The organism is Variovorax sp. EL159 (genome assembly GCF_900100965.1).
Classification (GTDB): Bacteria; Pseudomonadota; Gammaproteobacteria; order Burkholderiales; family Burkholderiaceae_C; genus Variovorax.
In genome coordinates this window covers 217,224-229,782 of the sequence record NZ_FMUJ01000006.1, presented here as the reverse complement: position 1 = coordinate 229,782, position 12,559 = coordinate 217,224, and the positions used below count along the sequence as shown (strand labels likewise).

13 protein-coding genes are annotated in these 12,559 nt (G+C 66.9%); 8 read left to right on the top strand and 5 right to left on the bottom strand.

All coding sequences use genetic code 11. From position 1 onward, the window contains the following. The first annotated feature begins 1 nt into the window (after position 1). The gene (locus BLQ28_RS25030) at positions 2–586 is read left to right on the top strand and encodes a TetR/AcrR family transcriptional regulator (protein WP_093245936.1); all 585 of its coding nucleotides are present in this window, start codon (positions 2–4) and stop codon (positions 584–586) included. Between the two features lie 7 nt (positions 587–593). On the opposite strand, the gene BLQ28_RS25025 is transcribed toward BLQ28_RS25030, so the two are convergent. From BLQ28_RS25025 to BLQ28_RS25010, 4 genes are read right to left on the bottom strand one after another with little or no spacing between them, the layout of a single operon-like run. After that, entirely contained in the window at positions 594–1,631 is a 1,038-nt protein-coding gene (locus BLQ28_RS25025; RefSeq protein WP_093245934.1) for a VWA domain-containing protein, read from the bottom strand. After that, positions 1,628–2,617, bottom strand: a complete 990-nt coding sequence (locus BLQ28_RS25020) for a DUF58 domain-containing protein (protein ID WP_093245933.1) — start codon at positions 2,615–2,617, stop codon at positions 1,628–1,630. Before BLQ28_RS25020 ends, BLQ28_RS25025 begins: the two co-directional genes overlap by 4 nt. Continuing rightward, positions 2,598–3,623, bottom strand: a complete 1,026-nt coding sequence (locus BLQ28_RS25015) for an AAA family ATPase (RefSeq protein ID WP_093245932.1) — start codon at positions 3,621–3,623, stop codon at positions 2,598–2,600. Before BLQ28_RS25015 ends, BLQ28_RS25020 begins: the two co-directional genes overlap by 20 nt. Positions 3,624–3,647: 24 nt before the next feature. Further along, positions 3,648–4,640, bottom strand: a complete 993-nt coding sequence (locus BLQ28_RS25010; RefSeq protein ID WP_093245930.1) for a S1C family serine protease — start codon at positions 4,638–4,640, stop codon at positions 3,648–3,650. Between the two features lie 88 nt (positions 4,641–4,728). On the opposite strand from BLQ28_RS25010, the gene BLQ28_RS25005 reads away from it, so the two are divergent. The 7 genes from BLQ28_RS25005 to BLQ28_RS24975 all read left to right on the top strand — a co-directional run bounded on the left by BLQ28_RS25005 (position 4,729) and on the right by BLQ28_RS24975 (position 11,486). Next, positions 4,729–5,589, top strand: coding sequence for a TatD family hydrolase (locus tag BLQ28_RS25005; protein ID WP_093245929.1), 861 nt, complete (start codon positions 4,729–4,731; stop codon positions 5,587–5,589). Between the two features lie 135 nt (positions 5,590–5,724). Beyond that, positions 5,725–6,129: a hypothetical protein gene (locus BLQ28_RS25000; RefSeq protein ID WP_093245927.1), complete on the top strand. Its 405-nt coding sequence runs from the start codon at positions 5,725–5,727 to the stop codon at positions 6,127–6,129. Between the two features lie 89 nt (positions 6,130–6,218). After that, positions 6,219–6,746, top strand: a complete 528-nt coding sequence (locus BLQ28_RS24995) for a DNA-deoxyinosine glycosylase (RefSeq protein WP_093246169.1) — start codon at positions 6,219–6,221, stop codon at positions 6,744–6,746. After that, positions 6,746–7,540, top strand: a complete 795-nt coding sequence (locus BLQ28_RS24990; protein WP_093245926.1) for a class I SAM-dependent methyltransferase — start codon at positions 6,746–6,748, stop codon at positions 7,538–7,540. The genes BLQ28_RS24995 and BLQ28_RS24990 overlap by 1 nt, the downstream gene beginning before the upstream one ends. Beyond that, positions 7,537–9,333 carry a type IV pilus assembly ATPase TfpB gene (locus tag BLQ28_RS24985; RefSeq protein ID WP_093245924.1) on the top strand — a complete coding sequence of 599 codons (1,797 nt, stop codon included), beginning with the start codon at positions 7,537–7,539 and terminating at the stop codon, positions 9,331–9,333. Before BLQ28_RS24990 ends, BLQ28_RS24985 begins: the two co-directional genes overlap by 4 nt. A 133-nt stretch (positions 9,334–9,466) precedes the next feature. Then, positions 9,467–9,955, top strand: a complete 489-nt coding sequence (locus BLQ28_RS24980; protein WP_093245923.1) for a tripartite tricarboxylate transporter TctB family protein — start codon at positions 9,467–9,469, stop codon at positions 9,953–9,955. Between the two features lie 19 nt (positions 9,956–9,974). Continuing rightward, positions 9,975–11,486 carry a tripartite tricarboxylate transporter permease gene (locus BLQ28_RS24975; protein WP_093245921.1) on the top strand — a complete coding sequence of 504 codons (1,512 nt, stop codon included), beginning with the start codon at positions 9,975–9,977 and terminating at the stop codon, positions 11,484–11,486. Between the two features lie 67 nt (positions 11,487–11,553). Here the strand turns inward: BLQ28_RS24975 and BLQ28_RS24970 are convergent, their stop codons facing one another. Then, positions 11,554–12,546, bottom strand: coding sequence for a tripartite tricarboxylate transporter substrate binding protein (locus BLQ28_RS24970; RefSeq protein ID WP_093245920.1), 993 nt, complete (start codon positions 12,544–12,546; stop codon positions 11,554–11,556). Positions 12,547–12,559 lie beyond the last annotated feature (13 nt).

Below are 12,559 nucleotides of genomic sequence, written 5' to 3'. Positions count from 1 at the left end.
CATGCGATACCCCCCAGCAGAAACCGCCGAAAAGCACCAGAAGATCCTTGCCGAAGCCTCGCGCCTGTTCAAGGAACGCGGCTTCGGCGGCGTGAGCGTGGCCGAGATCATGAAGGCCACGGGCCTCACGCACGGGCCGTTCTACAACCACTTCGCCTCGAAGGAGGCATTGATGGCCGAGTGCATCGACCATGCCTCGGCCGCCGCGCTGGACCAGATCGACAGCGTGGCCGAAAAGCCGGAAGGCCTGCTGGCCTACATGCGCGCCTACCTGAGCGCGGACCACCGCGACGACCGCAGTCAGGGCTGCCTGATGGCGGCATTCGCGGAGCAGACGGGGCGCGAGCAGGGCCTGAGTGCGTCGCTGACGGCGCACTTCAAGGCCACCATCGAGCGCTTCACGAAACACTTTCCGTGGCGCACGAAGAAGGCCGCGCGCGCCGACGCGATCCTGATGCTGGCCGCCATGCTCGGCGGCGTGGTGATCGCCCGCGCGGTGAACGACGAAGCCCTGTCGAACGAGGTGCTGGACGAAGTGCGCACCGGCCTCGAACGACTGGCGTCGAAGTCGGCCACGGGCGCCTGAAAGCGGCCTAGAGAATCCGGTTGAACCAGAGCAGCGACAACCCCGCCGACAGCAGCGCAAGCAGCGCCGCGCCGAGCGCGAAGAGCCCCGAGATTTCGGTTTCTTTCTTCTCCACGGTGAGCCTGGAACTCAGCGTCTGGTAGACCTTCTTCAGGTCGTTCGCGGTGCCGGCGTAGAAGTAGTCGGCCTGCGTCTTCTGGGCGATGGCCTTGAGCGTGTCTTCGTCGAGCCGCACGCGCATCGACCAGCCCTCGAAGCCGATGGTTTCGCCATCGACCGTGCCCACGCCCACTGTGTAGATGCGCACGCCGCGGTCGGCCGCGGCCTTGGCCGCATCGAGCGGATCGACGCCGGTGGTGCGCTGGCCATCGGTCAGCATGATGATCGCGGCCGAGGTGTACGAGCCGGGCGCGACGGGCGTGAAGTCCTTGAGCTTTTTCTCCGTCTGGTCGAGCGGCATGCCGCGCTGGCGGCTCGGCGCGCTGAACTGCTCGACGTCGATGCCGGCGTCGGGGAACAGCGTGGCCAGCGACACCACGATGGCGTTGCCCGTGGCCGTGGCGCGCTGCAGCTGGAAGCTGTCGATGGCGGTGACCAGGTCGTCGTGGTTGGTGGTGGGCAACTGCGCCACCTGCGCGCTGCCCGCGAAGGCGACGATACCCACCTTCACGCTGCGCGGCAGGTCCTTGATGAAGCTCTTGGCCGCTTCCTGCGCCGCCACCAGCCGGTTGGGCAGCACGTCGGCCGCGCGCATGCTGCCCGACACGTCCATCGCGAGGATGATGGTCTGCTGGTTCGACGGCAGCACCACCACCGCCAGCGGCCGCGCGGCGGCCACCAGCATCGCGGCCATGGCCAGCAGAAAGAGCAGGGGCGGAATGTGGCGCCGCACGCTCTGGCCCGTGCCGATGGCCTCGCGCACGATCGACAGGCTGGCATAGCGCACTGCCAGCTTCTTCTTGCGGCGGATCAGCCAGAGGTAGAGCAACACCAGCAGCGGCAACGCCGCCAGCAGCCAGAGGAATTGAGGCCAGACAAAGTTCATGCTGCCACCGCCTTCAGGCCCGCCAGGCCGATGCGCGCGCGGCGCTTGCGCATGTCGGCAAAACGAACGATGGCTTCCACCAGGTCGTCGTTGGTCGAGAGTTCGAGCGCATCGACGCCCGCCTTGGCGAGCGCCGCGCGCAGCGTGGCTTCGCGCTCGGACGCCAGCCGCGCGAAGCGCTTGCGAAAGCCGGCGTCGTGGGTGTCGACCCAGAGCTGCTCGCCGGTTTCCGCATCGCGCAGCGGCACCAGGCCCAGGTCGGGCAGCTCCAGTTCGAGCGGATCGAACAGGCGCACGGCGATCACTTCATGGCGCTGCACCAGCTGGCCCAGCGGACGCTCCCAGCCGGGCTCGCTCAGGAAGTCGGACACCACGAACACGGTGGAGCGGCGCGGCATCAGCGCAGCGGCCGACTTCAGCAGTTCGTCGAGACGGGTCATGCCCTTCTGCGCGGGCGCCGCATCGGCCTTGTCGGCGCGGCGCTCCATCGCATGCAGCAGGTGCAGCACGTGGCGGCGGCCGGTGCGCGGGGGAATCACCGCTTCGAGGTCCTTGCCGTAGACCAGCGCGCCGACCCGGTTGCCGTGTCGCGTGAGCAGGCGTGCCAGCACGCCGACGAAGCCGGCGGAGATCTCGCGCTTGGCCTTCAGGCCCGAGCCGAAATCGACCGAGCGGCTCAGGTCGAGCACGAACCAGGCGGCCATCTCGCGGTCTTCGGTGAACACGCGCACATGCGGCACCTGCAGCCGCGCGGTGACGTTCCAGTCGATGTGGCGCACGTCGTCGTGGTGCTGGTATTCGCGCAGGTCGGCCAGGTCGAGGCCGACGCCGCGCATCAGCGTGCGGTAGTCGCCCTGCAGCAGGCCGTCGAGGCGGCGGATGACGGTCCATTCGAGCCGGCGCAACGCGCGCTCCGCCCCACCGGCCTGCGCGGCAAGCCGTTCGTCGTTCGCGGCCGCGGGGGCCTTACGCCACCAGCTTTTCATGTTCCAACGGTTTCGCGGGAGCGGGGACTGCACGCATGATCTTTTCCACCAGCCCGTCGGGCGTCAGGCCTTCGGACAGGCCCTCGTAGGACAGCGTCACGCGATGGCGCAGCACGTCGGGTACCAGCGCGGTCATGTCTTCGGGCAGCGCATAGCTGCGGCCGCGCAGCAGCGCCAATGCGCGCGCGCCTTCGGTCAGGCTGATGCTGGCGCGCGGGCTGGCGCCGAAGGTGATGAAGCGGCGCAGGTCTTTCAGGCCGTGCTTCTCGGGCGTGCGCGTGGCCGAGACCAGCTTGACGGCGTACTGGATCAGCGAAGGGTCGACATACACGCGCCGCGCCTCGGCCTGCAGCGCGGCGAGCTGGTCGGTGGTGGCGACCGCGTTGACCTGCACCTGCGGGCCGATCACGCGCTGCACGATCACGAACTCTTCTTCGTCGCTCGGGTAGTCGACCATCACCTTCATCATGAAGCGGTCGACCTGGGCCTCGGGCAGCGGGTAGGTGCCTTCGGTCTCGATGGGGTTCTGCGTGGCCATCACGAGGAAGGGGCGCGGCACCTTGTGCGTTTCACCGGCAATGGTGACCTGCCGCTCCTGCATCACTTCGAGCAGCGCGCTCTGCACCTTGGCCGGCGCGCGGTTGATTTCGTCGGCCAGCAGCAGGTTGGCGAACACCGGGCCGAGCGAGGTGCTGAACTCGCCCGTCTTCTGGTTGTAGATGCGCGTGCCCACCAGGTCGGCCGGCACCAGGTCGGGCGTGAACTGGATGCGCTTGAACTGGCCGCGCACGGTGTCGGCCAGCGTCTTCACGGTGAGCGTCTTCGCCAGGCCCGGCACGCCCTCGACCAGCAGGTGGCCGCCTGCGAGCATCGCGACCATCACGCGCTCGAGAAAGCGGTCCTGGCCCACGACCACGCGCTTGACCTCGTAAAGGATCTGCTCCATCAGCTCGGCGGTGGCGGGCGCGGTGGCGAAGGTGGAGGGGATCGGGTTCTCTGTGCTCATGCGAAGGGCTTTCTTTCGAAGAAATCAGAAAGGCGGCGAACCTGCCGCAGAGGCCGCGTTCTCGATGGGCACCGCGAAGCCGATGCCGATGAAGGTGCGCTGCTGCGTCGGGTTGAGGATGGCGGTGACGATGCCGAGCACCTCGCCGTCCATGTTGATCAGCGGGCCGCCCGAATTGCCGGGGTTGGCGGCGGCATCGAACTGGATCAGGTTGCCCAGCTCCTGCTTGCCCTCTGGCGAGCGGAAGGAGCGGTTGAGGCCCGACACCACGCCGGCCGACACCGACGGCCCGATGCCGAACGGAAAGCCCACCGCGGCCACCTGGTCGCCGGGGCGCAGGTCGGCGGTCGAGCGCATGGTGGCCGGGATCAGGTCGTCGGGCACCTTCTGCGCCTGCAGCACGGCAAGGTCGTTCTCGGGCTGCACGCCGGTGATGGTGGCCACGGCTTCGAGGCCGTCGAAGAAGGTGACCTTGATCTTGTCGGCGCCTGCGATCACGTGCAGGTTGGTAAGGATCACGCCCTTGTCGACGATCACCACGCCCGTGCCCACGCCGCGCTCGACTTCGCCGGGCGGCGAGGCGGCGTCCGGCGGCTTGCCTTTGGCGAGGTTGCGGCCGCGCTTCTGCAGCCGGGCCTCGGGGGTGTTCTTTTCTTCGCCGTAGCTCACGACCCGCACCACCGAGGGCCGGATGATGTCGGCCGCCTTGGCCGCGGGCGAGGGCAGGGTGTTGGTCTGCAGCGTGCGAAGCACGGCCGCGTCGATGTCCTTTTGCGTGAGGACCTTGCTTCCGGGGCGCGGCGCCCAGAGCGCGGCACCGGTGACCAGCGCGGCGCTCAGCACGATCAGCAGCGCGAAGCTGCGGCGGCCCGGTTGCCAGCCGGTGCGTGTCGAGGTATTGGGCGCGGCACTGGCTGCCGCATCAGGCGACGCCGGCGCATCTGCCTCGTCGGCCGCCTGTTCTGCGGCCGGCGGCAGCGTGCGGGGCGAACGGCTGTAGAAAGCGGGCCTGCGCATCGGAGAACCTCCGGCAAAAAAATCGCGTGAAGGAGTTCACAGTAGCACGCTTTCCGCGCCTGCGCATCCCTTCGGGCATCATCGCGCGATGGCTGCATTTGTCGATACCCACTGCCACCTGGATGCGCCCGAATTCGGTGCGGAGATGCCCGCGATCCGCGCCCGCGCCGCCAGGCTGGGGGTGGCGATGTGCGTGATTCCGGCGGTCGCCGTCTTCAACTTCGCCACGGTGCGCGAACTGGCCCACGCGCAGGGCGACGCCTACGCGCTGGGCATCCACCCGCTGTGCACCGGCGACGCGAAAGACGCCGACCTGGACGCGCTCGACGCCGAGCTGACCGCGCGCCGCGACGACCCCCGGCTGGTGGCGGTCGGCGAGATCGGGCTCGACTATTTCGTCGAGGGCCTGGACGGCGACAAACAGGAGCGCTTCTTTCACACTCAGTTGCAACTGGCACGCAAGCACGGGTTACCCATCCTCATCCACGTGCGGCGTTCGGTCGACAAGGTGCTCAAGCATCTGCGGCAAACGGCGGGCGGCCAACCGTGGCGCGGCATCGCGCATGCCTTCAACGGCAGCGAGCAGCAGGCCCAGGCCTGCATCGCGCTCGGGCTCCGGCTGGGCTTCGGCGGGGCCGTGACCTTCGAGCGCGCGCTGCAGTTGCGGCGGCTGGCCAGCACGCTGCCGCTCGAATCGATCGTGATGGAAACCGATGCGCCCGACATCCAGCCGCACTGGCTCTACCGCACGCAAGAACAACGCGCCGCCGGCGAGCCGCAGGGCCGCAACGAGCCCGGCGAGCTGCCGCGCATCGCTGAAGTGGTGGCCGGCCTGCGGGGCATCGGCATCGACGAGCTGGCCCGGGCCACCACGCGCAATGCGGTCGAAACGCTGCCGAAGCTCGAAAGTCTGATGGCCTTGTCGGAACGCCCGCCGCAGGCCGCGTAGGTCAATGCCCCGTTCTGCGCCCGTGTGTGCAGATGCTGCAGATTTGCTGTCATCCTTGGGGTTCGCAAGTTCGTTGCTAGTCCAGTGGCAAGCACGTCACTTCAAAAACTTCATCCAACATCCAGGAGCTTTTTCATGACCACGTCTTTCATTCGCACCGTGCCCGTTGTCCTCGCCCTGGCACTCGCCTCCATCGGCGTGTCGGCCGTGGCGCAGACCACCGCTCCCGCTGCGACGCCTGCTACGGCCGAACCCAGCACCACCGAAAAGGTGAAGGAAGCCGGCAAGGACGCAGTCGACGCGACCAAGCGCACCACCAAGAAGGCCGTTGCCGCCACCGAACGCGGCACCAAGAAGGCATGGGACGCCACCAAGCGCACCACCAAGAAGGCCACCAAGGCCACCAAGCACGCTGCCGCCAAGACCGGCGAAGCCGTTGAAAACGCCGGCCACAAGACGGCCGACGGCATGCGCAGCACCGGCAAGGCCATCGGCGAGAAGATTCCCGGCACCGCCGAGAACGAAGCCGCCAAGAAGTAAATTGGCAGCACAGGCTTCGGCCTGAACGAAAGAACCCGCTGCGGCGGGTTTTTTTGTGGGCGCTCGCTGGCGGTGCCAAGATACCGCCCATGAATCCATCCGCCGCACCCGCCGCCGTGAGCACCTTGCTCACGGGGCTCGCGCCCATCGTTTCGCCGTCCACGGTCGTGCTGATCCTCGGCAGTTTCCCCGGGGTCAAGTCGCTTGCGCAGCAGCAGTACTATGCACACCCCCAAAACCAGTTCTGGAAGATCTTGCAAGCCGTCTGGCCCGAAAAACCTCTCCCGTCGGGCGCAGACAGCTACGGCAAGCGCTGCGGCTGGCTGCTCGATCGCGGCCTGGGCGTGTGGGACGTGTACGGCGCCTGCGAGCGCGAGGGCAGCCTCGATTCGGCCATCCGCGCGCCGGTGGCGAACGACATCGCCGGCCTTCACCTGCCCCGGCTCGCGGCCATTGCGCACAACGGCGGCGAGAGCTTCAAGCACGCGCGCCACACGCGCACCCTGGGCGTACCGGTCTACCAGTTGCCTTCCACCAGTCCCGCCAACGCGTCGTGGAGCTTCGAGCGCAAGCTCGCGGCTTGGCGCGAGGTCTTCGTCGCCCACCACCTTCTCTGATGGCATCGAGCAAAACACCCGCCAAAGCCCTCGTTCTCCCCGAAGTCAATTTTTCCGACTGGGGCGACATCCGCTACCTGCACCTGGGCACCGAATGGGTCCAGGGCTCGATGAAGCTCGACGCGCCGTTCGAGATCGAACTCGAATACGTGCAACGCATGATGGCGTGGCTGCTGTTCGTCGACGGCAAGACCGTGGCCAGCCGCCACGCGATGCAGCTTGGCCTGGGCGCGGCCACGCTCACCAAGTTCAGCCGCAAGACGCTGCGCATGCGCACCACCGCCGTCGAGCTGAATCCGCAGGTGGTGTCGGCCTGCCGCGGCTGGTTCAAGCTGCCGGCCGACGACCCGAAGCTGCGCGTGGTGATCGCCGATGCGGCGGTCGAGATCCGCAAGCCCGAATGGCAGGGCACGGTCGATGCGCTGCAGGTCGACCTGTACGACCACGAGGCCGCCGCGCCGGTGCTCGACAGCGAAGACTTCTATGCCGACTGCCGCGCGCTGCTCACCGAAGATGGCTGCATGACGGTCAACCTCTTCGGCCGTTCGTCGAGCTATGAACGCAGCCTCGAAAAAATCGTGGCCGCCTTCGGTGCCGATGCCGTCTGGGCCTTCAAGCCGACGCGCGAAGGCAACACGGTGGTGCTGGCGCAGCGCACGCCCAGCCGACCGAAGCGCGAGGTGCTTGCCGAGCGCGCGCAAACGATCCAGACTCGCTGGGGTTTGCCCGCGCCGAAGTGGTTGCGGGTGTTCAAGCCCCTGAATATTTCAATCACCCGACCTTCCGGCTCATGAGCGCTGTTCCTGCTGCTTCCGCCCCTGTTCCCCTGGCTGGCCGCCACGAAGGCCCGCTCGACCTGCGCCGCCTGATCGAATGGCTGGCCACCGATGGCGTCATTTCTCCGGTCGAGGCCAAGCGCACCATCGCGCGCTGCGCGCAGGCCGAGAGCCGGCAGGCACCGCTGGTGCGCCTGGCCAACGTGGCGATGACCCGCGAGAGCGACAGCAAGCCGCTCGATCTCGAAATGCTCACGCAGTGGCTGGCGGGCCGCGCCGGCCTGACCTACCTGCGCATCGACCCGCTCAAGGTCGACGTGGGCAAGGTGGCCGACACCATGAGCGCGGCCTATGCCGAACGCCACAAGGTGCTGCCGGTGCAGGTGCTGCCGAACGAGGTGGTGGTGGCCACGGCCGAGCCCTTTCTTACCGACTGGATCGCCGAGGTCGAGCGCCAGTCCAAGCGCACGGTGCGGCGCGTGGTGGCCAACCCGGCCGACATCCAGCGCTACACGGCCGAGTTCTTCGCGCTTGCGAAGTCGGTGCGCGCCGCGCAGAAGGCCGGCGGCAACACCGGCGGCGCGAGCTTCGAGCAACTGGTGGAGCTGGGCAAGAGCAACAAGCAGCTCGACGCCAACGACCAGAGCGTGGTGCAGGTGGTCGACTGGCTCTGGCAATACGCCTTCGACCAGCGCGCCAGCGACATCCACCTGGAGCCGCGCCGCGAGCAGGGCGTGATCCGCTTTCGCATCGACGGCATCCTGCACCCGGCGTATCAAATGCCGATGGGCGTGATGAACGCGATGGTCGCGCGCATCAAGCTGCTGGGCCGCATGGACGTGGTCGAAAAACGCCGTCCGCTCGACGGCCGCATCAAGACCCGCAACATGCGCGGCGACGAAATCGAAATGCGCCTGTCGACCTTGCCGACCGCGTTCGGCGAGAAGATGGTGATGCGGATCTTCGACCCCGACACGGCAGTGAAAGACCTCGACGCGCTGGGCTTCGCGCAGCACGACGCGCACCGCTGGGAGCAGCTCGTGACGCGGCCCAACGGCATCATCCTGGTGACCGGGCCCACAGGTTCGGGCAAGACCACCACGCTGTACTCCACGCTCAAGCGCGTGGCGACCGAAGAGGTCAACGTGAGCACGGTCGAAGACCCGATCGAAATGATCGAGCCCTCGTTCAACCAGACGCAGGTGCAGCCGCAGCTCGACTTCGGCTTCATCGAAGGCCTGCGCGCGCTGATGCGCCAGGACCCGGACATCATCATGGTCGGCGAAATCCGCGACCTCGCCACCGCCGAGATGGCGGTGCAGGCGGCGCTCACCGGCCACCTCGTGTTCAGCACGCTGCACACCAACGACGCGCCGAGCGCCATCACACGGATGATGGAACTGGGCGTGCCCTCGTACCTCATCACGGCCGTGATGCTGGGCGTGCTCGCGCAGCGGCTGGTGCGCACGCTGTGCCCGCATTGCAAGCAGCCCGACGACACGGTCACGCGCGAAAGCCTCGAGACCATCGTCAAGCCGTGGCAGATCACCGGCTCGGTGCGGGCCTACAAGCCGGTAGGTTGCGTCGACTGCCGCATGACCGGCTACATGGGCCGCATGGGCCTGTACGAACTGCTGAGCGTGACCGAGCCCTTCAAGGACCAGGTCACCAAGGAGCCGAACCTGACGGGCCTGCGGCGCCAGGCGGTGATCGACGGCATGCGGCCGCTGCGCCTGGCCGGTGCGTTGCGCGTGGCCGAAGGCGTGACGACCATCGAAGAAGTGCTGAGCGCGACGCCTCCGCTCGAATAAGCTCTGGCCCTCCGCGAAAGAGGGCGTGTGGTCTTTCGGGTTATCCCTAGGTCTTTCGTTAGTGGAATCCACATCAACCTGACCAGTGCCTGACTGGACAATCCCGCATCGAAATTGTTCGAGGAGACTGTTCGTGAAGATCAAAAGTCAGAAAGACTTTTTCTCGGGTCTGATGTTCACCATCGTGGGCGTCGGATTCGCATGGGGTGCCACCACCTACAGCGTGGGCAGCGGTGCCCGCATGGGGCCCGGTTACTTTCCGTTGATGCTCGGCATCCTGATGGCCCTCATTGGCCTCGGGATCATGTTCAGCGGGCTCACCGTTGAAACCACCGACGGCGAAAAGATCGGCAAATGGGCCTGGAAGCAGGTGGTGTTCATCCTGGGCGCCAACCTCGCCTTCGGCGTGCTGCTCGGCGGCCTGCCGAGCGTGGGCGTGCCGGCCATGGGCATGATCATTGCCATCTACGCGCTGGTGATCATCTCCAGCCTCGCAGGCAGCGAGTTCGATCTGAAGAAAGTACTGGCCCTCGCGACCGTACTGGCCGTCGGCAGCTATGTCGCATTCATCTGGGCGCTGAAGCTCCAGATCCAGGTCTGGCCGACCTTCATCACCGGCTGAGAAGAAAGCTGCTCACATCATGGAATTGGTTGAACACCTCTCGATGGGTTTTGGCGTTGCCTTTACCTTCACCAACCTGCTGTACTGCCTGGTCGGCTGCATCCTGGGCACGCTGATCGGCGTGCTCCCCGGCATCGGCCCGGTCGCGACCATCGCGATGCTGCTGCCCGCCACGTACGCACTGCCGCCCGTGTCGGCGCTGATCATGCTGGCCGGTATTTACTACGGCGCGCAATACGGCGGCTCCACCACCGCGATTCTGGTCAACCTGCCGGGCGAATCGTCGTCGGTGGTGACCGTGATCGACGGCTACCAGATGGCGCGCAAGGGCCGTGCGGGTCCGGCACTCGCGGCAGCGGGCCTGGGCTCGTTCTTCGCGGGTTGCGTGGGCACGCTGATCCTGGCCGCGTTCGCGCCGCCGCTGACCGAGTTGGCCTTCAAGTTCGGCCCGGCCGAGTACTTCTCGCTGATGATCCTGGGCCTGATCGGCGCCGTGGTGCTGGCTTCGGGCTCGCTGCTCAAGGCCATCGCGATGATCGTGCTGGGCCTGCTGCTGGGTCTGGTCGGTACCGACGTGAACTCGGGCGTCGCACGCTACAGCTTCGACATTCCCGAACTCACCGACGGCATCGGCTTCGTGGCCATCGCCATGGGCGTGTTCGGCTACGGCGAAATCATTGCCAACCTCTCGCGCCCCGACGACGAGCGCGAAGTGTTCACCGCCAAGGTCTCGGGTCTGTTCCCGACCAAGGAAGACTTCAAGCGCATGACGCCCGCGGTTCTGCGCGGCACGGCGCTGGGTTCTGCACTGGGCATCCTGCCCGGCGGCGGTGCGCTGCTGGCGGCTTTCGCGGCCTACACCATCGAGAAGAAGACCAAGCTGAAGCCGGGCGAAGTGCCCTTCGGCAAGGGCAACATCCGCGGTGTGGCGGCGCCTGAATCGGCCAACAACGCCGGTGCGCAGACCTCCTTCATTCCGCTCTTGACGCTGGGCATTCCGCCCAACGCCGTGATGGCGCTGATGGTGGGCGCGATGACCATCCACAACATCCAGCCGGGCCCGCAGGTGATGACCAGCAACCCCGAGCTGTTCTGGGGCCTGATCGCCTCGATGTGGATCGGCAATGCGATGCTCATCATCCTGAACCTGCCGCTGATCGGCATGTGGATCAAGCTGCTGTCGGTGCCGTACAAGTACCTGTTCCCGGCGATCGTGCTGTTTTGCGCCATCGGCGTGTACTCGACCAACAACAACACCTTCGACGTGTGGATGGTCGGCATCTTCGGCCTGGTGGGCTACATGTTCTTCAAGCTGGGTTGCGAGCCTGCACCGCTGCTGCTGGGCTTCATCCTCGGGCCGATGATGGAAGAAAACCTGCGCCGCTCGCTGCTGCTGTCGCGTGGCGACTGGAGCGTGTTCGTCACGCGCCCGATCTCCGCCAGCCTGCTGGCCGCCGCCGCGCTGCTGCTGATCATCGTGCTGCTGCCGGCCGTGAAGTCGAAGCGCGAAGAGGCCTTCGTCGAAGACTGACCCCGGTCTTTGCTGCAAACAAGAATGGCGCCCTCGGGCGCCATTTTTCATGGAGAAGCAGCCGGTGCTACATCGGCGCCAGCTGCGCCTTCTTCATCATGGTTTCGGTCAACGCGATCTCTTGCGCGAAGCCCTTGGCGTAGTCCTGCGGACTCGACGGACTGACGACGCCACCCGAAGCCTCGATCACCGTGCGCACGGCCGGTTGCCGGATGGCCTGCTCGAACGCCGCGTGGATCTTCGAGACGATCGCATCGGGCGTGCGCGCCGGCACCGAGATGCCGCCCCACGAGGTGAGCGACACGCCCGGCACACCCGCTTCGGCCAGCGTCGGCACATCGGGCAGCGTGGCATTGCGCTGGTTGCCCGCAATCGCCAGCGCCTTGAGCCGACCCGCCTGCACATGCGGAAAGGCCACGCTGAAGATCGGCATCGCAAAGAAGACCTGCTTGCCGAGCACCGCATTGACCATTTCCGATGCGCCCTTGTAAGGCACGTGCGTGGCCTGCACGCCGGCGGCGCTCAGGAACAGCTCGACCCCCAGGTGCGAAGGCGTGCCCACGCCGCCGGAGGCGTAGTCCAGCTTGCCCGGATTGGCACGCGCACGCTCGACCAGTTCGCGCACGCTCTGGATGCCCGAGGACGGGTGGACGATCAGCAGGATGTCCGAGGTCGTCAGCCGCATGATGTGGCGGAAGTCTTTCACCGCGTCGTAGCCCGGGTTGGCGTACATGCGCATGTTGGCCGCCATCGGCGCGGCGGAATAGATCCACGTGTAGCCGTCGGCGGGCGCGTGCGCGACCATCCGGGCGCCGATGTTGCCGGCGGCGCCGGCGCGGTTCTCGATCACGACGGGCTGCCCGAGCAGCGGGCTCACGGCCTCTGCCAGCGTGCGTGCCGTGATGTCCGGGCCGGTGCCCGCAAGGTAGGGCAGTACCCACTTGATGGGCCGGCTCGGCCAGTCGCTGTCGGCCGCCAGCGCGGGCCATGCGGCGGGCAGCAGCGACACGGCCAGCGCCTGGCAAAGCAGGCGCCGCGAGGCGATGCAATCGGGGTTCATGGTGCTTGTCTCT